Genomic DNA, 20,868 nt, shown 5'->3' with positions numbered 1-20,868 from the left:
CGGTCGGCGCGCCTTGCAGGCGCTTGTCCCTTTTGATTTGGCACTGCTGGATGACCTTCATGACCGAATTTTCGCGCCCAATTCACCTTTGCAGGGGCAAGGCCTCGCTTGGCCGGGGGCTTGTACACGGACCGTGCTGCGCGGTATGAGGCCAAAAGGCAAGTGAGAGGGCAGACCATGCGCAGAGTAGTGGTGACAGGGCTGGGGTTGGTGACGCCGTTGGCGGATGGGGTTGACGCCTCTTGGTCTCGGATTCTTGATGGGCTGTCGGGCGCTGGGCCGATTACCGGGTTTGACCCGGAGGGATTGGCCACCACGTATGCCTGCGAAGTCCCGCTTGGTGACGGCTCTGACGGCACCTTCAATGGCGATGCCTATATGGCGCCGAAGGAACAGCGCAAGGTCGACACCTTTATTCTCTATGGCATGGCCGCTGCGCAACAAGCGGTTGAGGACTCCGGTTGGATGCCAGAAGGGCGTGAAGCTCGTGAGCGCACGGGCGTTCTGATTGGCTCCGGTATCGGTGGTTTGAATTCTATCGCCAACACGGCTGTTATGATGGAAGAGAAGGGCCCGCGTCGCGTCAGCCCGTTTTTTGTGCCCGGGGCACTGATCAACCTGATTTCGGGTCAGGTCAGTATCCGCTATCAGTTCAAGGGACCGAACCATTCGGTAGTCACCGCATGTTCGACAGGGGCCCACGCGATTGGCGATGCGGCCCGCCTGATCATGTTGGGCGATGCCGATGTGATGGTGGCTGGTGGTGCTGAAGCAGCAATCTGCAAGATTGGGATTGCGGGCTTTAACGCCTGTAAGGCCCTTTCTACCAAACGCGCCGATGAGCCAACCAAGGCCAGCCGTCCCTATGATGCAGACCGGGACGGGTTTGTCATGGGCGAGGGCGCCGGCATTGTTGTGCTGGAAGAATACGAACACGCGGTTTCCCGTGGTGCGAAGATTTATGCCGAGGTTTGTGGTTATGGCCTGTCGGGCGATGCCTATCACATCACGGCCCCGTCCGAGGATGGTGAGGGCGGTGAGCGTTCCATGCGCGCAGCACTGCGCAATGCCGGGCTGGAGCCTTCGGACATCGATTATATCAACGCCCACGGCACCTCGACTATGGCGGACACCATCGAATTGGGTGCCGTGCAGCGGATGCTTGGAGATCACGCGGGCAATGTCACCATGTCATCGACCAAATCGGCCACGGGGCACTTGCTGGGTGCTGCGGGGGCGATCGAGGCGATATTCTCGATCCTTGCGATCCGTGATCAGGTTTGCCCGCCTACTATCAACCTCGACAACCCCGCTGTGGACACACCCATTGATCTGGCGCCCAACGCCAAACGCGAGCGGACGGTGAACTATGCCCTTTCCAACAGCTTTGGCTTTGGTGGCACCAATGCCAGCGTGATCTTTGGGAAAGTCAGCTAATGTGGCGATCCATCGCGTCTAACGCGTTGACCCTGCTCATTGTCGCCTTGTTTGTGTTGGGCGGCCTGATCCTGTGGGGTCGTGGTCAGTATGAAGGGCCAGGACCCCTCGCGGATGCGATTTGTGTGCAGGTGGATCGCGGGTCGAACTTTCGTCGGGTGAGCGAAGATTTGGCGGCCGAAGGTGCTGTTTCAAGCGCGTCAATTTTTCGGATGGGCGCAGACTATGCTGGCAAGACCAGTGAGTTGAAAGCCGGCAGCTTTTTGGTTGAACCCGGCGCGTCGATGGAAGAGATTGTCGATGTGGTTACACGTGGTGGGGCCAGCACTTGTGGTACCGAAGTCGTCTATCGCATTGGGGTTAACCGTTTGAGTGCGCTGGTGCGCGAATTGGATCCGACCACCAACCGATTTGTTGAGCGCGTTGAATTCGAGCCCGGTGTTGATGAGACACCTCCGCTGTATGCCGAAGTCAGAGACGCGCAGGACACCCGGTATCGCATTGCGCTGGCCGAAGGGGTGACCAGTTGGCAGATCGTGACCGCGTTGCGTGGCATGGACGTATTGCGCGGTGCGGTAGAGGAGATCCCGCCGGAAGGGGCGCTGGCTCCGGACAGCTATGAGGTCCGTCAGGGTGATGAGCGGGCCGACGTTCTGGCGCAGATGGCCGAACAGCAGGAGTTGTGGGTTTCTGCTGCGTGGGAAGCGCGTGATCCTGATCTGCCTTTGAGCAGCCCTGAAGAGCTGCTGACACTTGCGTCGATCATTGAAAAGGAAACCGGGGTGGCTGACGAAAGGCCGCAAGTATCCTCTGTTTTTGTCAACCGTCTGAATCGCGGCATGCGGCTGCAGACAGACCCCACGGTGATTTACGGCATTACCAAGGGGCAGGGCGTTTTGGGCCGCGGATTGCGCCGTTCCGAACTGCGCGCTGTGACCCCTTGGAACACCTACGTGATCGAAGGTTTGCCGCCGACGCCGATCGCAAATCCGGGCCGGGCCAGCCTGATGGCTGCCGCTCAACCGGCTGATACGCCTTATGTCTTCTTTGTCGCGGATGGAACTGGCGGCCACGCCTTTGCCGAGACTCTGGACGAGCACAATCGCAATGTGGCCCGCTGGCGTGAGATCGAAGCGGAGCGCGCATCACAGAGTGATGGCGGCTGAGTAGAGGTGTAACACACTTTAGGGTTGTGGTGCCTTATCAAGGCGGTAGTCGCGCAGGGTTCTGATAAATAGAGGTTTTGTTAACTGAAGCGCACGGTGCGTCCGTTGATGGAAACCGGATTTTCCTTGACTCTGCGCACGGTCACACGTATAACTTGTGGCAAGCTAGGAAAAGTGGGCAAGCGGCCGTCGGAGTAATCCGAGGTCGCTTTTTCATTTTGCTCGTGCGGGGGATACCCAACGCATGAGAGGTTTTGCACATATGACACTTATCACCCCGGGGCTTGAAGAAGCTCGCACGGATGAGCTTCTGCTCGACGTGCACAACTCACTCAGCGATCTGCGCCGTGAGTTCAGGGCCCTCAAAGAAAGGGCCGAAGCGGGGGAGGACGTCAGGGGTACAGAGCTCAAATCCAAAGGGACGGATTTGAACACTGTGCTTGTGAGTTGCCAAAGGTTGGAGACGACGCTTGCAGAAGTCAGACAAAAACGCAGCCGCATTGCTCAGGGCGGATATGCCCTCGACCTTGATGCTGCCGGAGTTGAGGTACGGTGCGCGCTTGGTCGCCTCCGCACCTGTGCAAGCGCAAGACACGTTTCTGAGTGAGTTGGGAGAGGGCGCCTTGCGCGCCCTCCCTTTTTTATTCGAGTTCTGGGCGATGCCGCATCAACTGCCGCCCGAAGGCGACTGGCGTACTTGGGTGATCATGGGGGGGCGTGGAGCGGGTAAGACGCGCGCTGGGGCCGAATGGGTGCGATCCATGGTCGAAGGGGCGACACCGTTTGACGAGGGGCGTGCGTGTCGTGTGGCTTTGGTCGGTGAAACGGTTGAGCAGGTCCGCGAAGTTATGATCTTTGGTGACAGTGGCATACTGGCATGTTCACCGCCTGACCGCCGCCCAAAGTGGGAGGCTGGACGCAAACGCTTGATCTGGCCGAACGGTGCTGTGGCGAGCGTGCATACTGCTTTTGACCCGGAAGGATTGCGGGGGCCACAGTTTGATGCTGCTTGGGTCGATGAGATGGCCAAGTGGAAGAAGGCGCAAGACACGTGGGACATGTTGCAGTTCGCGCTGCGTCTGGGTGAGAAACCGCAGGTTTGTGTGACGACGACGCCGCGCAATGTGGGCGTGTTGAAAACGCTATTGCGGTTGCCTTCTACCGTCACCACACACGCCCCGACAGAGGCGAACGCTGCTAATCTGGCAGGTTCTTTTCTGCAAGAGGTGCGAGATCGATATGCCGGAACACGTCTTGGCCGTCAGGAACTGGACGGCGTGTTGTTGAGCGATGCGGAAGGCGCGCTTTGGACCGGTGAGATGTTGGAGGCTTGCCATAGTAAGGCACCCATCGACTTTGACCGCATTGTTGTTGGGGTGGATCCAGCGGTCACCAGTGCAAAATCTGCTGACGAGTGCGGAATTGTCGTGGTGGGTGCGCAGATGCAGGGACCGCCGCAGGAGTGGACGGCGCATGTGATCCATGACGCATCGGTCCAAGGCGCGCGCCCGTCGGAATGGGCTGCTGCGGCGGTGGGTGCGGTAGATGCCTTTCAGGCGGACCGCCTGGTGGCTGAGGTCAATCAGGGTGGCCAATTGGTAGCCGAAGTCGTGCGCCAGATTGATCCGATGGTGTCTTACAAAGGCGTTCATGCCCGCCGAGGAAAGAGTGCACGCGCTGAACCCATTGCAGCACTCTATGAGCAGGGCCGAGTAAGTCATGGTCCCGGTTTGACGGCCCTGGAGGATCAGATGGTTCAGATGACGCGAGGAGGATACGTGGGCGATGGATCGCCTGACCGTGTGGATGCGCTGGTCTGGGCGTTGCACGAGTTGATGATCGAACCGGCAAAAGAATATCGCCGGCCAGGAGTCCGGCCACTTTAGATTTTAGTTTGGGTGGCACTTTTCCCTTTAGGGAAAGTTTTTGCGAAATGAAGCTGGGGATCGTTCCCCACGAGGAAGGGCGGCGCTGAAGAGGCGGGCGCCCTTTTTCTTTGTACATGGGCGGGCGATTTGCCTGACGGATAGGAGACCCAACATGGTGTTTGATTTCTTTCGGAGCCGGGCCGCAGTCAATGTGCCTGAGCAAAAAGCGAGTGCAACCGGCAAGGTTGTGGCCTGGCAAACCGGAGGCCGTGTGGCGTGGAGCCCTCGTGATGCTGTGTCGCTGACGCGCTCAGGGTTTTCGGGAAATCCGGTTGGCTTTCGCTCGGTCAAGTTGATTGCCGAAGCTGCAGCTGCCTTGCCTCTGGTTCTGCAGGATGGCGCGCAGCGGTTTGAGGTGCACCCCATCCTGGGGCTGATGAAGCGGCCCAACCCGGGTCAGGGTCGTGCCGAATTGCTGGAGGCACTTTATGCCCAGCTTTTGCTATCCGGGAACGCCTATATCGAGGCTGTTGCAGGAGAGAGTGGTGCGCCTTTGGAATTGCATGTGCTGCGGTCCGATCGGATGTCGGTTGTGCCTGGCGCGGATGGTTGGCCTGTTGCTTACGAATATGCGGTTGGGGTAAAAAACATCGCTTTGATGCCACAGGATCTGTCAGCCCGATTTGTCACATTAAGTCGTTCCATCCGCAGGACGATCATTATGGGTTTTCACCCATGCAAGCGGCGGCCATGGCGCTGGATGTGCACACAGCAGCGACGCGATGGTCGAAGTCTTTGCTCGACAACGCTGCGCGCCCTTCGGGTGCCATTGTCTATCGCGGGCAGGATGGGCAAGGCCAGCTGAGTGGGGATCAATACGATCGTCTTGTCAGCGAGATTGAGAGCAACCATGCGGGCGCACGCAATGCGGGGCGTCCAATGCTGCTCGAAGGGGGGCTGGACTGGAAGCCGATGGGCTTTTCGCCGTCCGACATGGAATTTCAGAAAACCAAGGATGCCGCTGCGCGTGACATCGCGCTGGCTTTTGGGGTGCCACCGATGCTGCTGGGTATTCAGGGCGACGCGACTTATGCAAATTATCAGGAGGCCAATCGTGCCTTTTACAGGCTCACCGTATTGCCGCTTGCCACACGGGTGACTGCGACGTTGGCCGAGTGGTTGGGCATGCATACAGGCGATGACGTCGTATTGAGCCCTGATCTGGATCAGGTGCCCGCCTTGTCAGTCGAGCGAGACGCACAATGGGCACGCGTGGTGGCCGCAGATTTTCTCAACACGTCCGAAAAGCGCCGCCTTCTTGGGCTGCCTGCCTTGCCCGAGGAGGGTGCGGATGGATGAACCAAAATACGAACGATTTGCCTGTGCGCCGGGGCTGCGTCTGGAGGCGCATGAACGGCTGACGGAGGTCCATTTCAGCAACCTCGTTCGTCGACTTGATCGGCTCGAAAAGTTGATGGAGCGGCTTGAGAAACGGTTGTGGCTGACGGTCTACGGCGTGGTCGCCGCGGTTTTGGCCACGGGGTTTCAATCAATCATGGCGGCGATTCCGCACTGAAATTCATTAGGAGTGAGATGATGCAGGCAGAGACTGGTCTGGAGACGAAGTTCGCCCGGTTCGGCAACGGTATCACCGTGAACGGTGATCATGTGATCGAGGGCTATGCCAGCCTGTTTGGCGCCTGTGATCAGGGTGGGGATATTGTGAGCAAGGGGGCCTATGGTGCCTCGCTCAAGGCCATCGCCGCCGAAGATCGCAGCGTCAAGATGCTTTGGCAGCATGACCCGGCCCAACCCATCGGCGTTTGGGACGAGGTGCGTGAAGATGCCCGGGGCCTGTGGGTCCGGGGCCGCCTTTTGCCGGAAGTCGCCAAGAGCCGTGAGGCGGCCGAACTGATCACGGCGGGGGCCATAGATGGGCTTTCCATCGGTTACCGTACGGTGAAGGCGACAAAGAATAACAAGGGCCAGCGGCTCTTGACCGAACTGGAGCTTTGGGAGGTGTCTTTGGTCACGTTCCCGATGCTTCCCAGTGCGCGCGTGGCGGCCAAATCCGAAGACATGACTTCGGAAGAGGACGCGATGTTGCGACAGACGGCGGCGGCCCTGCGGGGTGTTCGCGCGAGCCTGGCGCGGCGCTGACGCGCTTAGCCGTTACCAACCACAAATCGAAAGACATGCTTATGAGCAAGACCGAGACAAAGGCTCGGGCCGGGGAAGGTTTGTCCCCCGCCCAGAACGTGAGCGAAGCCATGCAGGGTTTCGTGCGCGAATTCAAAGGCTTTCAAGCCGACCTGACAACCAAACTTCAACAAACAGAAGAGCGACTGACCATGCTGGATCGGAAAACTATGACTGCTGCACGTTCGCCATTGGCGGGCGGAGTTGACCAAGGCGCCCCCCACCAGAAGGCGTTCAACGCCTACGTACGTTCGGGTGATGATGACGGCCTGCGTGGCCTTGAACTGGACGGCAAATCGCTGTCGACGGCCGTAAACTCGGACGGAGGCTATCTTGTCGACCCGGTCACATCCGAGACCGTACAGTCCGTCCTGAACGCGACGGCTTCCATCCGCTCGATTGCGTCGGTCGTGAATGTCGAGGCAACTTCTTATGACGTGCTGGTCGATCACAGCGACATCGGCTCCGGTTGGGCGACCGAAACGTCTAGCCTGACTGAAACCGACACGCCCTCAATTGATCGCATCACCATTGCCCTGCACGAACTGTCTGCGCTTCCCAAGGCATCACAGCGTTTGCTGGATGATTCCGCCTTTGACATCGAAGGTTGGTTGGCCGGGCGCATCGCTGACAAGTTTTCACGCGCAGAAGCTGCATCGTTTATCAACGGTGACGGGATAGACAAACCCAAAGGTTTTCTCGACCATACCTCCGTCGACAACGATGTCTGGGCCTGGGGCAACTTGGGATATGTTCCATCAGGTGTTGATGGTTCCCTGACGGCTGATTCAATCATCGAACTGGTCTACGCCCTTGGTGCGAATTACCGCGCCAACGCTACCTTCGTGATGAATTCCAAGACGGCTGGTCTGGTGCGCAAGCTAAAGGACAATGACGGTCGCTTCCTGTGGAGCGATGGTTTGTCTGCTGGTCAGCCTGCGGTTCTGATGGGGTATCCGGTTCTTGTGGCCGAAGATATGCCGGACGCGGCAACAGATGCGGACGCGATTGCATTCGGTGATTTTGCTGCAGGTTACACCGTCGCTGAACGCCCTGATCTGCGCATCTTGCGTGATCCGTTCAGCGCCAAGCCTCACGTCCTTTTCTATGCGACCAAGCGTGTTGGTGGTGATGTGAGCGATTTTGCTGCGATCAAACTGCTGAAATTCGCAACGGCCTAACGGTCTGAGCGGATGGCCGGGGGAGGCTGCAAGCCTGCCTCCGGTCTCCGGGTGCGTGCTGGAAGTGCGCCGTATTGTCTAGCTGCTCCCCTCCGTCCGAGCAATGCGGATTGGTGCGCGCCCGGACCAACGGAGGCGGGGGGCAGTTTATTTCTTGGAGATGTTCCATGACGTTGATCGAAGAGACCGTAGTGCCCGATGGGGCGCTCCCGGTCGAAAAACTGAAGGCGCATCTGCGTCTGGGAACTGGATTTGCCGACGACACGGTGCAGGATGGCGTGTTGGTCAGCTTTTTGCGAGCGGCCATCGCCTCTGTAGAAGTGCGCACCGGTAAGGCGTTGATTGAGCGTGATTTTGTGCTGTCGGTTACTGAATGGCGCGCCCCTGATGTACAGGTTTTGCCTGTCGCGCCGGCGGTGGTAGTCTCGACGATGACGTTGGTGGATAGGCTTGGTGCGCGCAACGATGTTGCCGCTGACGCCTATTGGTTAGAACGCGATGCACAGCAACCACGCGTCCGGTCAGTGGGTTGTTCCTTGCCCAGCATTCCAAAGGACGGAGCGGTCGACATCTCGTTTCGCGCGGGCTTTGGCCCTACTTGGGACGATATTCCACCCGATCTGGCGCAGGCGGTGATGTTGCTGGCCGCGCATTACTATGAGTTCCGAAATGAAACTACGCTGAGTGAAGGGTGCATGCCCTTTGGTGTTACCAGCCTAATTGAGCGCTACCGCGTGATGCGTCTGGGGGGGCGCACATCATGAGCGTGCCGCGTTTGAACAGGCGTTTGACCCTTGAAAGCCCCGGTCGTGTTCCAGACGGAGCGGGCGGGTTTGAGCAAAGCTGGACTGCTCTGGGAGACCTTTGGGCACAGTTAAAGGCCCGGACGGGTCGTGAAACCCAGGTAGCCGCTGCTGCGTTGTCCACGGTGCCCTACACCATTGTTGTACGGGCGGCCCCGGTCGGAGATCCGCAACGCCCGGTGCCTGAACAGCGGTTCCGCGACGGAGCGCGCGTGTTTCACATTCGCAGTGTTGCGGAGGCTGATCCTGAAGGGCGGTACCTGACCTGCATTGCGGATGAGGAGGTGGTCATATGAGCTATGCTGTGTCTGCCGCTTTGCAGAGCGCTGTTTTTGCTGCCATTTCTGCTGATCCCGTTGTTGCAGCCAGTGTTGGCAGTGCGGTCTATGACGCATTGCCCAGTGGCACCTTGCCCGGCCTTTACGTCAGTTTGGGGCCTGAAGACGTGCGTGTCGAAGATGACAAAACCGGATCGGGCAGCGCCCACAGGTTTGTGATTTCAGTGGTCACGGACGTGCCAGGCTTTCGCGCTGCCAAAGAGGCGGCGGGTGCTGTCAGTGATGTGTTGCACGAGGCTGACTTGACCCTGTCGAGGGGCCGCTTGGTGTCGCTGCGCTTTGTAAGTGCGCGCGCGTATCAGATCGACAAGAGTGCTGGCCGCCGGATTGACCTGACTTTTCGGGCGCGTGTCGACGACAACTAACTTCTTACTTTCAAACGGAGAAAACCCATGGGTGCTCAGAACGGAAAAGACCTGCTGATCAAGGTCGACATGACCTCGGACGGGCAGTTTGAAACTATTGCGGGTCTGCGAGCCACGCGGGTGAGTTTCAATGCAGAGACGGTGGACGTCACCAGCCTGGAGAGCCAGGGCGGTTGGCGCGAGTTATTGTCGGGCGCCGGTGTACGGTCGGCCAACATCTCGGGTTCGGGTGTTTTTAAGGACGAAAGTACGGACGAGCGCGCGCGCCAGATCTTCTTTGACGGAGAGACTCCGGATTTCCAGATCATCATCCCAGACTTCGGCATCGTTGAGGGGCCGTTTCAGGTCACGGCATTGGAATACAGCGGCAGCCACAATGGCGAGGCCACGTACGAGGTGTCCCTGGCGTCTGCCGGTGCGTTGAGCTTTACGGCGCTGGTTGCCTAGATGACCAATCCTTGGAGGGGCGAGGTGAGTTTGGTCATCGATGGCGAGCCGCGTGTCATGCGGCTGACCTTGGGCGCTCTTGCCGCGCTTGAGGCGGCATTGGATGAACCATCCCTTGTCTCGCTGGTTGAGCGGTTTGAGCAGAGCCGGTTTTCCAGCGCGGATGTTCTGGCACTTTTGAAAGCGGGTTTGCAGGGCGGTGGATGCGCTGAAGTAGCCGCGTCCCTCGATCATGCCGAAATCGATGGTGGCCCGATGGCTGCCGCCCGTGCAGCTGCACAGTTGATTGCCCGTGCATTCGTGGTGCCCGGGGCATGAGCATTGGATTGGACTGGCCCGCCTTGATGCGGGCCGGGATGCGGGGTCTGCGCCTGACGCCAGAGGCATTCTGGGCTCTGACCCCTGCCGAATTGCAAGTAATGCTGGGCGACCCGGGGCAGTCCAGCCCGCTGCTGAGCGATGGTCTGGACGCGTTGATGGCCGCCTGGCCAGACGAAGAACAGACATAGAGGGGAATTCAGATGAGTGATTACAAGGACGAGATCGAAGGTTTGGAAGAGACCGCCGATGGCTTGCGTGTGACGCTGGACGCGACATCGGCAATGGTCACCAGCTTTGACAGCGAGTTGCGCCGGATGCGAGAGAGTCTGTCGGCCACGAACAAGGATGTGTCGACACTGGAGAAGGGCATGTCGCGCGGCTTGCGCAAAGCCTTTGATGGTTTGGTATTTGATGGTGAGGGCTTGTCGGATGCGCTGGACACTCTCGCCACGTCGATGGTCAACGCGACCTACAACGCTGCGATCAAGCCAATCACCGATCATGCTGGTGGATTGCTCGCGTCTGGCGTGGGCAGTCTTGTGCAAAGCGTCCTTCCTTTTGCAGATGGCGCGCCCTTCAGCCAGGGCCGCGTGATGCCCTTTGCCACGGGTGGGATCGTAAGCGGTGCAACGCCGTTTGGCATGCGTGGTGGCATGGGTGTGATGGGAGAGGCCGGTCCCGAGGCCATCATGCCGTTGGCGCGTGGCCCGGATGGCAAGCTTGGCGTGCGTGGCGGTGGCGGTGCGTCTACCTCGATCGTGATGAATATCACGACGCCCGACGTGCAGGGCTTTGCCCGTTCACAAAATCAGATCGCCGCACAGATGAACCGCGCGCTTGGGCGTGCGGGTCGCAATCGCTAACTCTTGAGGGGAGCTAAAGATATGCAATTTCACGAGGTTCGCTTTCCTGCGTCCTTGAGCTTTGGCTCGGTCGGGGGACCGGAGCGTCGCACGGAAGTGGTGACGCTGGCCAACGGCTTTGAGGAACGCAACACGCCCTGGGCCCATTCGCGTCGTCGCTATGACGCCGGGCTGGGCATGCGGTCGCTCGACGATGTCGAGACGTTGATCGCTTTTTTCGAGGCCCGCATGGGCCAGATGTATGGGTTCCGCTGGAAAGACTGGTCGGATTTCAAGTCTTCGGCGGCAACTGGCACCCCGGTCTTTGATGACCAGACCATTGCGATCGGAAATGGGGAACAAGGTGTTTACCCGTTGATGAAGACTTATCGCTCCGGCCCTCACATCTACACCCGCCCCATTACCAAGCCTGTCTCAGGCACTGTCCGCGTTGGCCTTGGCCGCGATGAGATGAAAGAGGGCGTGGACTACGAGGTTGATCTGGCCAGCGGTTTGATCACCTTTCAGCATCCCCCAGAACGCGATGTGGAGATCACGGCGGGATTTGAATTTGATGTCCCCGTGCGCTTCGACACGGATCAGATCCAGACATCTGTCGCCAGTTTTCAAGCCGGCAGTGTACCGAACGTGCCCATACTTGAGGTGCGTGTGTGATGAGCGGGCAAAGTGAGGCGTTTCTGGCCCATGCTGCCACGGGTCTGACCACTTTCTGTCGGGCATGGGCGATTACGCGCAAGGATGGCACGTCCTATGGTTTTACCGATCACGACTGCGAACTGTTTTTTGACGGGATCACATTTCGCGCAGATTCGGGACTGACCGCAACGGCTCTCGCACAGTCCACCGGCTTGAGCGTCGACAACACCGAGGCGCTGGGTGCGCTGACGGATGCCGCCGTTCGAGAAGATGATATCGAAGCGGGGCGTTTTGACGGAGCAGATGTACGGGCCTGGATCGTCAATTGGGTTGAGCCGGACACCCGTTGGCTGCAGTTTAGCGGCACAATTGGTGAAATCCGTCGTGCGGGTGGCGCATTCCACGCCGAACTGCGTGGTCTGACCGAAACTCTGAACCGACCATTGGGGCGCATTTATCAAAAACCATGTACGGCCGTTTTGGGCGACGCAGCTTGCGGGTTTGATGTCACGCAGGCTGGCTATCGCCATGACGGCGCGCCGGATCGGGTGAAGGATGGCCGTGTTTTTGAGTGGGATTCTCTGGGCGGCTTTGACGACGGCTGGTTTCAAAGGGGGCGTCTGGACATGCTCACGGGCTCAAGCGCCGGTCTTTGGGGTATGATCAAGACGGACAACACAGAAAATGGCGTGCGTCGGATCGAGCTATGGGAGCCAATTCGTGGTGGAGTGGGGGAGGATAATGTTGTTCGCCTGACCGTTGGTTGTGACAAGCGATTTGATACCTGCCGCTTGAAATTTGACAACCTGCTGAACTTTCAAGGCTTTCCAGATTTGCCTGGCGATGACTGGGTCATGGCCTATCCCAATGGGACCGGGGCCAATAACGGGGGGAGCCTGCGATGAGCGCGTTTCATGATGCCATTGTGCATGAAGCACGTGCGTGGATCGGCACCCCTTATGTGCACCAGCAAGCGACAAAGAGGGGAGGCTGCGATTGCCTTGGCCTTATCCGTGGCATTTGGCGTGATGTGATTGGGTCGGAGCCTGAGCGCCTGCCTGCCTACTCCATGGATTGGTCCGAGCCGCAGGGCGAAGAAAAGCTGTGGGCTGCGGCTTTGCGTCATTTGAATGCGAAACCGCTGGATGATGCTGCCATCGGAGATGTGATCCTCTTTCGCATGCGCGCAGGGGCTGTCGCGAAGCATCTTGGTGTTCAGTCCTCAACAGGCGCATGCCCGACATTTGTCCATGCCTATAACGGTCATGGTGTTGTCGAAAGCCCGCTGAGTGCTCCGTGGGCCCGCCGGATCGTGGCTCGTTTTGAATTTCCGACCGAGGAGGTCTGCTGATGGCAACGGTTTTACTTTCAGCTGCGGGGGCAGCCATCGGCGGATCCGTTGGGGGGACAGTTCTGGGACTGTCATCGGTTGCGATCGGCCGAGCTGTTGGTGCCACTCTGGGTCGCGTTATCGACCAGCGGTTAATGGGGCAGGGGTCTGACGTTGTCGAACATGGCAAGGTGGATCGCTTCCGCTTGTCCAATTCGGGCGAGGGGTCTGCCATCTCGCAGCTCTATGGGCGGATGCGCTTGGGCGGGCAAGTGATATGGGCCTCCGACTTCCTCGAAACGGTCACCACAAGTGGAGGTGGTGGTGGGAAGGGTGCGCCCAAGACCCGTGAAACCCGCACCTACAGCTATTCTGTGAGCCTCGCTCTGGCAGTGTGCGAAGGCGAGATCACCAGTATCGGTCGTGTTTGGGCAGACGGCGAAGAGATATCCGTGAACGATCTGAACATGCGAGTTTATGCAGGTGCGCAGGATCAATTGCCTGATCCGCTCATTGAGGCCATCGAAGGTCAGGGATTGGTCCCGGCCTATCGCGGCACAGCCTATGTCGTTATAGAAAACCTAGCCTTGGGAGACTTCGGCAATCGGGTTCCGCAGCTTTCGTTCGAAGTGGTGCGTCCGGAACAGCCCGGACAGTTCGACGCCGAAGAAGAGATGACGCGCGCAGTGCAAGCCGTGGCGTTGATGCCGGGCACAGGAGAGTACGCGCTGGCGACGACCCCAGTGACCTATGTTGATGGCGACCGGGGGCGCTGGAGCGCGAACGTCAACACTCCCGCCGGGCAAAGCGATTTTTCCGTTTCACTTAATAACCTTGGCGACGAGCTCCCCAACTGCGAGGCGGCATCGCTGATCGTTTCATGGTTCGGCAATGACCTGCGCTGTGGTCTGTGCGAATTGAAACCGAAGGTCGAGCGCAAGGATATTGAAGGCAAGAATATGCCTTGGGTCGTCTCAGGGCTAAACCGTGCAAGCGTGGAGCAGGTTGATGAGGTGGACGACAGGCCGGTTTATGGTGGCACTCCGTCTGATGCATCTGTGGCTCAGGCGATCTGAGCACTGAATGACGCCGGCAAGGCAGTTATGTTTTATCCGTTTGTGTTAATGGATCAGCCAGAGGGTAACACCTTGCCCGATCCTTATGATCCCAGCGGCACGCAACAACATTTGCCCTGGCGCGGTCGAATTACGTTGTCCGTCGCTCCTGGCGTTGCTGGATCGCCAGATGGAACAGCGGCAGCGGATGCAGAAGTTGATGCCTTTTTTGGCTCGGCTACAGCCAGTGATTTCCAGTTTCAGGCAGAGAACACGTACTTTAACGGTGGCAGGGCACCGCCATCGTTGCTGGTGCAATATACTGGTTCTGAAGAGTGGAGTCTTTCCCGGTTCATTCTGCACTATGCCGCTTTGTGTGTGGTGGCAGGGGGGGTGGAGTCATTTTGCATCGGTTCGGAGTTTCGTGGCCTGACGCAAATTCGTGGGGTTGGAAACAGGTTTATCGTCGTCGAGAAATTGCGCGCTCTCGCCGCTGAGGTGCGCACCATCCTTGGCCCCGATACCAAGATTTCATATGCTGCGGATTGGACCGAGTACTTTGGTTATCAGCCGAAAGATGGCACAGGCGATCGATACTTTCATCTAGATCCATTGTGGTCTGATCCAAACATCGATTTCATCGGTATCGACAACTACATGCCGCTTTCGGATTGGCGGGATGGAACTGATCATGCGGATGCGCAGTGGGGCAGCATATATGATCTTGATTATTTACGCGCAAATGTCGCCGGTGGAGAGGGGTATGACTGGTACTATCGCTCTCCCGAAGCAGCTGATGCACAAATCCGAACCCCCATCACGGACGGTGCCTATAAAGAACCATGGGTGTTCCGCTTCAAGGACATTCGCAATTGGTGGCAGAATGCACACCACGAACGCGTAGGTGGCGAGCGATCCAGTGTAGCGACGGATTGGGTGCCCGGATCCAAACCTGTGTGGTTTACTGAGTTGGGATGTGCGGCCATCGATAAGGGCACCAATGAGCCCAACAAATTTCTGGATCAGAAGTCTTCTGAAAGCAGCGTACCGAAATACTCGAACGGTGCGCGTGATGACCTGATCCAAAAGCAGTATCTGCGCGCAATGAACACCTTTTGGGCCGACGTCGACAACAATCCTGAGGCCACTGAATACCTAGGCCGTATGGTAGACATGAGCCGCGCTTTTGTCTGGGCATGGGATACGCGCCCTTACCCCTTCTTTCCTAATGCCTTGAGTGTCTGGTCGGACGGCGAAAATTACCCGCGTGGGCATTGGATCAATGGGCGTACATCTGCACGTACATTGGCATCTGTAGTGGCAGAATTGTGTGATCGTGCTGGGCTGACTGCCTATGATACGTCCGACTTGTACGGGTATGTACGCGGCTACATGATTGATGATGTGTCTTCTGTCCGCTCAGGCTTGCAGCCCTTGATGCTGCGCTATGCCTTTGATGCGATTGAGCGTGACGGTGTGTTGCGATTTGTAATGCGGGATGGATTGGATCCGGTTGCTCTGGCTCCGGAGGCGTTGGCCATAAACAGTGACCTTGAGGGACGTTTGGAACAGTCCCGTGAGTCCGAAGCTGACCTCGCTGGCCGCGTTCGGCTCCGTTTTGTCCAGACCGACGGGAATTTCGACATCCTGTCCGAAGAGGCCATTTTGGCTGACGATGCGACCCATGCGGTGTCCACGACCGACCTGCCAATGGCATTGACGCGCCCTGAAGGCCGCCAGATTGCTGAACGTTGGTTGAGCGAGTCTCGGATTTCGCGGGAGACTGTACGCCTTGCGCTGCCGCCATCTTTGATTGGCGTTGGTGCGGGTGACGTTATCGAAGTGGCACCTGATCAGGCAGAAACACCCGGTCTATACCGTGTGGATCGGGTCGAGCACGGGGAAATGCAAATCATCGAGGCGGTACGTATCGAGCCTGAGATTTATGTGCCTTCAGAAATGTCTGACGAGCTTGCAGGTGTTCGTGAGTTTGTTCCGCCGGTGCCTTTAACGTGCGTCTTTCTCGATCTCCCCTTGCTGACAGGCGATGAGCTCGAGCATGCGCCCTACACGGCAATATCCGGATCTCCTTGGCCCGGAAGCGTGGCCATCTATCAATCGCCCACAGATTCCGGGTTCACTCTCAATTCTCTTGTTTCAGCGCGCGCGAGTATCGGGTTTACCAAAACCGCTTTGCCGCGAGCGCGCAGTGGCGTTGTCGATGTGGGGCCAGCCCTTGAGGTTGAGATGATCCATGGAGCTTTGGCCTCGACGACGGAAACCGCCCTGTTGAACGGAGCAAACCTGATCGCAATCGGTGACGGGTCGCCCAATAACTGGGAGTTGCTCCAATTTCGGGATGCCGAGTTGATCGCCCCGGGGAGCTACCTGTTAAGCCATCGATTGCGCGATCAACTTGGCAGCGAAGCCGTCGGTCCGGATACGTGGCCTGAGGGCTCATGGATTGTTGTGATGAATGGTGTGCCATCACAGATCGCACTTGCCCGAAATTTGCGCCGGGTGGCGCAGACCTATCGCATTGGCCCCGCCCGTCGCGGTTACGAAGATCCATCTTATGAAGAGTTTGTGCACGCATTCGATGGCAATGGATTGCGTCCCTACCGGCCGGCGCACTTGCGCTCCAAGCGCGCGGGCAATGGCGTTGAGATGGCCTGGATCAGACGTACAAGGTTGGATGGTGACGAATGGGATTTGCCCGAGGTGCCGTTGGGTGAGGACACCGAAAGTTATACTGTGCGCGTTTTGCAGGCTGGAGACGTCCTTCGGGAAGAGGTCGTGACTGCACCAAACTGGATATACAGTGACGCAGATCGTTTGGCGGATGGCGTAACGGGCCCATTTGAGGTCGCGGTAGCCCAGAATTCAGCCCGCTATGGTCCGGGGGTATTTGCCAGCCTGATGGTAGACCTCTGATGCGCCCCGTGGTCATGGCCGATCTGTTTTGTGCAGGCCGCGCCGTTTTGGTCGTTGCTTCAGGTTCGCGAGCACAAAGGGCCCGCGCATTGGTGCGCAATGCGTGTGTTGCTGACCGATTTCGAGACAGCAGCGGGGTGCGCCATGCTCAGTTCGGGGATGGTACGCTGGCAGCCGCGGCCCGTGGTGCGGGCATGATTGCCGAGCCGACGAAATGCAGCCCCGATTTTGCAAAAGCCCTTATTTTGGTTTTGCAAGTATTGGTCGAACATGGGTCCGACAACTGATCGCGTCTTTAGATGGCATGCATCACAGGTTTGCGTTTGGAAAAAACGTCTTATCTAGGGTATGCAGAACTCGAAAGGATGGGTCATGGCTTATCTCAAAACAAATATCGCAGCGATTGATCCCTTGTGGGAGCAAATAAATGATGAGGCGCGTCAAGCAGTTGTGGAAGAGCCGCTGATCGGTGGATTCGTCCATGCCTGTATTCTGCACCACAAATCCATCGAGAAAGCGTTGTCATACCGTATCGCCGCAAAGCTGGCGTCCAATGAGATGTCGATGGTGGTGGTGCGCGAAATTGTAGAAGAGGCGTACCAAAAATCTCCGGAGTTGGTCGATGCGGCCCGGTCTGATTTGGTGGCCGTCTATGAGCGTGATCCGGCCTGTCACCGGTTGGTGCAGCCAATTCTATACTTCAAGGGCTATCAGGCGATCCAAGCTTACCGTGTTGGCCATTTCCTTTGGACTGAAGGGCATCAGGACCTCGCCTATTTCTTCCAGATGCGGGTGTCGGAGATTTTTGGAGTGGACATCCATCCGGCTGCATCCATCGGGAAAGGGATCATGATTGATCACGCTCATTCCATCGTTATTGGTGAGACGGCCGTGGTGGGCAATGATGTTTCCATGCTGCACTCAGTAACGCTTGGCGGGACGGGCAAGGAAGAAGAAGACCGCCATCCAAAGATTGGCGATGGTGTTCTGATCGGGGCAGGCGCCAAGGTGCTAGGAAACATCCGCGTCGGCAATTGCAGTCGAATCGCCGCAGGATCCGTTGTTCTTGAGGAAGTCCCACCATGCAAAACCGTTGCTGGTATCCCCGCGCGGATTGTGGGCGAGGCTGGCTGTGACCAGCCTGCGGTGTCTATGAACCATATGCTGGGCAAAGATCAGTAAATTTCGTCATTTAGAACGAGAAGGGCCGGAGCAAACGCTCCGTCCCTTTTTGTGTTTTGGCTTTAGGTTAGGCCAGCATCGCCAGTGGGTTTTCAAGGTTCTCCTTGATGGCGTTCAGCAGTTGGGCCCCCAGTGCCCCGTCAATCACCCGGTGATCAACGGACAGGGTAACGGACATGACCGTCGCCACACCCAGTTCGCCATCTTTGCCAACAACCGGCTTTTTAACCCCGGCACCCACGGCGAGGATCGCGCCGTGAGGCGGATTGATGACGGCGTCAAAATTGTCGATTCCGAACATGCCGAGATTGGAGATCGCAAAGCTGCCGCCTTGATACTCATGTGGCGCGAGTTTGCGGTCGCGTGCGCGAGTGGCGAGGTCTTTCATCTCTGCTGAAAGGGCAGACAGCGACTTTTGATGGGCGTCTTGCAGAACAGGCGTGAACAAACCACCCTCAATTGCGACGGCAACGGCCACGTCTGACGGGGTCAGCTTCAACATCCGGTCACCGGCCCAAACAGCATTGGCATCCGGCACTTGTTGCAGCGCAATCGCGCACGCCTTGATGATGAAGTCATTTACCGAAAGCTTCACTCCGCGATCCGCGAGTTGGCCGTTCAAAGTACCGCGGAATTCAAGCAGTGCGTCGAGCTGAATGTCCCTGCGAAGATAGAAGTGCGGAACGGTCTGTTTGGCCTCGGTTAGGCGTGCAGCGATGGTTTTGCGCATGCCGTCGAGCTTGATTTCCTCATATTCCCGACCTTCATACATACGCGCGATGGCGTCGCTGGAAGGACCTGTCGGAGCTGCAGCCGCTGGTGCAGCGGCGCTTGGGGCTGCAGTCTTGGCAGCAGGAGCTGCTTCGGCTTTTTCCACATCCGCCTTGACGATGCGACCGTGCGGGCCGGAGCCTTTGATCGCGCTGAGGTCGAGACCTTTTTGCGAGGCGATGCGCCGCGCGAGCGGTGAGGCAAAGACACGGGTGCCATCCGCCGACGCAGGTGCGGCCGGAGCAGGGGCTGCAGCAGGAGCGCTTGCGGCTTCGGGCGTTTTGGCGGGTTCTGGAGCTACTGCCGGTGTGGCCGCCGGAGCGGACCCGATATCGTCGGCACTTTCACCATCTTCGAGCAGCACGGCAATGGCGGTGTTAACCTTCACGCCTTCGGTGCCTTCTGCAACGAGGATTTTGCCAACGACCCCTTCGTCCACGGCCTCGAATTCCATCGTGGCTTTGTCAGTTTCGATCTCGGCCAGAAGGTCACCGGACGAAACCGTATCCCCTTCTTTGACCAACCACTTTGCGAGCGTGCCTTCCTCCATCGTGGGTGACAGGGCGGGCATGAGAATTTCTGTAGGCATCTCCGGCTCCTTAGCGGTAAGTGACTTGTTTGACGGCGGCGATCACTTCGTCGGTCGTCAACAGCGCGTGTTTTTCAAGGTTCGCAGCGTAGGGCATTGGGACGTCCTTGCCGGTACAGTTGATCACCGGTGCGTCGAGATAGTCAAACGCCTCTTGCATGATGACCGAACTGATGTAGTTGCCGACTGAGCCTTGCGGCCAACCTTCTTCTACAGTGATACAGCGATTTGTTTTCATGACGGAATTCAGGATTGCGCCAGTGTCCATCGGGCGCAGTGTACGCAGATCGATGACATCGCAATTGATCCCTTCTTCGGCGAGCTTTTCAGCGGCGGCCAGCGCGTATTGCATGCCGATGCCAAAAGAGACGATCGTGCAATCATCGCCTTCGCGCCACATGCGGGCTTTGCCGAACGGCACTGTGTAGTCGTCCATATCCGGCACATCAAACGTGCGGCCATAGAGAATTTCGTTCTCAAGGAAGATGATAGGGTTGGGATCGCGGATAGCAGTTTTCATCAGACCCTTATAGTCAGAGGCCGAATAGGGCATCACGACCTTCAGACCCGGAATCTGCATATACCAGGCCGCATAATCCTGTGAGTGCTGCGCACCGACGCGTGCTGCTGCCCCGTTGGGGCCACGGAACACCATGGGCGCACCCATCTGACCGCCAGACATATAGAGCGTCTTGGCCGCAGAGTTGATAATGTGGTCAACCGCTTGCATGGCGAAGTTGAAGGTCATGAACTCGACAATTGGGCGGAGACCACCAAAGGCCGCGCCGACACCGATCCCGGCAAAGCCGTGTTCCGTGATGGGCGTGTCCATCACGCGTTTGGGGCCGAATTCGTCTAGCATGCCTTGGGAAATCTTGTAGGCGCCTTGGTATTCGGCAACCTCTTCGCCCATCAGGAATACAGTGTCGTCGAGCCGCATCTCTTCGGCCATGCCGTCTCGCAAAGCTTCGCGGACGGTTTGCTGCTTCATTGGCGTGCCTTCGGGCCAGTCGGGGCTGGTGTCGACCGATGGCGCGGCCGGAGCCTCGGATGCTGCCGGAGCAGCGGCCTCGGCAGGCGCGGGTGATGCGGCCGCGGGAGCAGGGGAGCCGGCGACGTCATCGACGCTTTCGCCTTCTTCGATCAGGATCGCGATGGCGGTGTTCACTTTCACGCCCTCGGTGCCTTCCTCGATCAGGATCTTGCCGATGATCCCCTCATCCACGGCCTCGAATTCCATCGTGGCTTTGTCGGTTTCAATCTCGGCCATGATGTCGCCGGAGGACACGGTGTCTCCCTCTTTTACCATCCACTTGGCCAATGTGCCTTCTTCCATGGTTGGAGAGAGGGCGGGCATAAGAATTTCGGTTGCCATTGTCGTCT

The 20,868-nt window shown here is 58.1% G+C and carries 20 protein-coding genes and 2 pseudogenes; 20 read left to right on the top strand and 2 right to left on the bottom strand.

Translation table 11 applies throughout. The annotated features are described in order from the left end of the window. Positions 1–177: 177 nt before the first annotated feature. From fabF to cysE, 20 genes and pseudogenes are all read left to right on the top strand, one after another. Positions 178–1,437, top strand: a complete 1,260-nt coding sequence (gene fabF, locus ABJD00_RS11090) for a beta-ketoacyl-ACP synthase II (RefSeq protein ID WP_413834885.1) — start codon at positions 178–180, stop codon at positions 1,435–1,437. Continuing rightward, a complete protein-coding gene (gene mltG, locus ABJD00_RS11085) occupies positions 1,437–2,603 on the top strand; it encodes an endolytic transglycosylase MltG (RefSeq protein WP_413834882.1) in 1,167 nt (388 codons plus the stop codon). Before fabF ends, mltG begins: the two co-directional genes overlap by 1 nt. A gap of 659 nt (positions 2,604–3,262) precedes the next feature. Continuing rightward, on the top strand, positions 3,263–4,489 hold the full coding sequence (locus ABJD00_RS11080; protein WP_413834975.1) for a DNA-packaging protein: 1,227 nt from the start codon (positions 3,263–3,265) through the stop codon (positions 4,487–4,489). Positions 4,490–4,643: 154 nt separating this feature from the next. Next, a pseudogene (locus tag ABJD00_RS11075) lies at positions 4,644–5,830 on the top strand (phage portal protein). Further along, the gene (locus ABJD00_RS11070) at positions 5,823–6,047 is read left to right on the top strand and encodes a GTA head formation protein, RCAP_rcc01685 family (RefSeq protein ID WP_413834879.1); all 225 of its coding nucleotides are present in this window, start codon (positions 5,823–5,825) and stop codon (positions 6,045–6,047) included. The pseudogene ABJD00_RS11075 and the gene ABJD00_RS11070 overlap by 8 nt, the downstream one beginning before the upstream one ends. A gap of 20 nt (positions 6,048–6,067) precedes the next feature. After that, entirely contained in the window at positions 6,068–6,631 is a 564-nt protein-coding gene (locus ABJD00_RS11065; protein ID WP_413834972.1) for an HK97 family phage prohead protease, read from the top strand. 41 nt (positions 6,632–6,672) lie between these two features. Continuing rightward, positions 6,673–7,851 carry a phage major capsid protein gene (locus ABJD00_RS11060; RefSeq protein WP_413834876.1) on the top strand — a complete coding sequence of 393 codons (1,179 nt, stop codon included), beginning with the start codon at positions 6,673–6,675 and terminating at the stop codon, positions 7,849–7,851. Positions 7,852–8,018: 167 nt separating this feature from the next. Then, positions 8,019–8,615: a head-tail connector protein gene (locus ABJD00_RS11055; protein ID WP_413834873.1), complete on the top strand. Its 597-nt coding sequence runs from the start codon at positions 8,019–8,021 to the stop codon at positions 8,613–8,615. Continuing rightward, positions 8,612–8,950: a head-tail adaptor protein gene (locus ABJD00_RS11050; protein ID WP_413834870.1), complete on the top strand. Its 339-nt coding sequence runs from the start codon at positions 8,612–8,614 to the stop codon at positions 8,948–8,950. The genes ABJD00_RS11055 and ABJD00_RS11050 overlap by 4 nt, the downstream gene beginning before the upstream one ends. Then, on the top strand, positions 8,947–9,357 hold the full coding sequence (locus ABJD00_RS11045) for a DUF3168 domain-containing protein (RefSeq protein WP_413834868.1): 411 nt from the start codon (positions 8,947–8,949) through the stop codon (positions 9,355–9,357). The genes ABJD00_RS11050 and ABJD00_RS11045 overlap by 4 nt, the downstream gene beginning before the upstream one ends. A gap of 27 nt (positions 9,358–9,384) precedes the next feature. Further along, the gene (locus ABJD00_RS11040) at positions 9,385–9,804 is read left to right on the top strand and encodes a phage major tail protein, TP901-1 family (RefSeq protein ID WP_413834866.1); all 420 of its coding nucleotides are present in this window, start codon (positions 9,385–9,387) and stop codon (positions 9,802–9,804) included. Further along, the gene (locus tag ABJD00_RS11035) at positions 9,805–10,122 is read left to right on the top strand and encodes a gene transfer agent family protein (RefSeq protein ID WP_413834863.1); all 318 of its coding nucleotides are present in this window, start codon (positions 9,805–9,807) and stop codon (positions 10,120–10,122) included. It begins immediately after the preceding gene. Beyond that, positions 10,119–10,313: a rcc01693 family protein gene (locus ABJD00_RS11030; RefSeq protein WP_413834861.1), complete on the top strand. Its 195-nt coding sequence runs from the start codon at positions 10,119–10,121 to the stop codon at positions 10,311–10,313. Before ABJD00_RS11035 ends, ABJD00_RS11030 begins: the two co-directional genes overlap by 4 nt. 12 nt (positions 10,314–10,325) lie before the next feature. Next, positions 10,326–10,988, top strand: a complete 663-nt coding sequence (locus tag ABJD00_RS11025; RefSeq protein WP_413834859.1) for a phage tail tape measure protein — start codon at positions 10,326–10,328, stop codon at positions 10,986–10,988. A 21-nt stretch (positions 10,989–11,009) separates the two neighbouring features. Further along, on the top strand, positions 11,010–11,642 hold the full coding sequence (locus ABJD00_RS11020; RefSeq protein ID WP_413834857.1) for a TIGR02217 family protein: 633 nt from the start codon (positions 11,010–11,012) through the stop codon (positions 11,640–11,642). Next, positions 11,642–12,529, top strand: a complete 888-nt coding sequence (locus ABJD00_RS11015) for a DUF2163 domain-containing protein (protein WP_413834855.1) — start codon at positions 11,642–11,644, stop codon at positions 12,527–12,529. The genes ABJD00_RS11020 and ABJD00_RS11015 overlap by 1 nt, the downstream gene beginning before the upstream one ends. Continuing rightward, on the top strand, positions 12,526–12,975 hold the full coding sequence (locus ABJD00_RS11010) for an NlpC/P60 family protein (protein ID WP_413834853.1): 450 nt from the start codon (positions 12,526–12,528) through the stop codon (positions 12,973–12,975). Before ABJD00_RS11015 ends, ABJD00_RS11010 begins: the two co-directional genes overlap by 4 nt. Beyond that, positions 12,975–16,943 (top strand): annotated as a pseudogene (locus ABJD00_RS11005) (baseplate multidomain protein megatron). Before ABJD00_RS11010 ends, ABJD00_RS11005 begins: the two are co-directional and overlap by 1 nt. Then, entirely contained in the window at positions 16,943–17,230 is a 288-nt protein-coding gene (locus tag ABJD00_RS11000) for a hypothetical protein (RefSeq protein WP_413834850.1), read from the top strand. Before ABJD00_RS11005 ends, ABJD00_RS11000 begins: the two are co-directional and overlap by 1 nt. Before the next feature lie 85 nt (positions 17,231–17,315). After that, positions 17,316–18,125, top strand: coding sequence for a serine O-acetyltransferase (cysE, locus tag ABJD00_RS10995; protein WP_413834847.1), 810 nt, complete (start codon positions 17,316–17,318; stop codon positions 18,123–18,125). A gap of 67 nt (positions 18,126–18,192) precedes the next feature. Here the strand turns inward: cysE and ABJD00_RS10990 are convergent, their stop codons facing one another. Further along, the gene (locus ABJD00_RS10990; RefSeq protein WP_413834844.1) at positions 18,193–19,485 is read right to left on the bottom strand and encodes a pyruvate dehydrogenase complex dihydrolipoamide acetyltransferase; all 1,293 of its coding nucleotides are present in this window, start codon (positions 19,483–19,485) and stop codon (positions 18,193–18,195) included. Positions 19,486–19,495: 10 nt separating this feature from the next. Beyond that, positions 19,496–20,860, bottom strand: a complete 1,365-nt coding sequence (locus ABJD00_RS10985) for a pyruvate dehydrogenase complex E1 component subunit beta (protein WP_413834841.1) — start codon at positions 20,858–20,860, stop codon at positions 19,496–19,498. Between the last annotated feature and the right edge of the window lie 8 nt (positions 20,861–20,868).

The sequence above is a fragment of the Tateyamaria sp. genome (assembly GCF_039945315.1).
Lineage (GTDB): Bacteria > Pseudomonadota > Alphaproteobacteria > Rhodobacterales > Rhodobacteraceae > Tateyamaria.
This window is presented reverse-complemented; position numbering and strand designations above follow the sequence as displayed.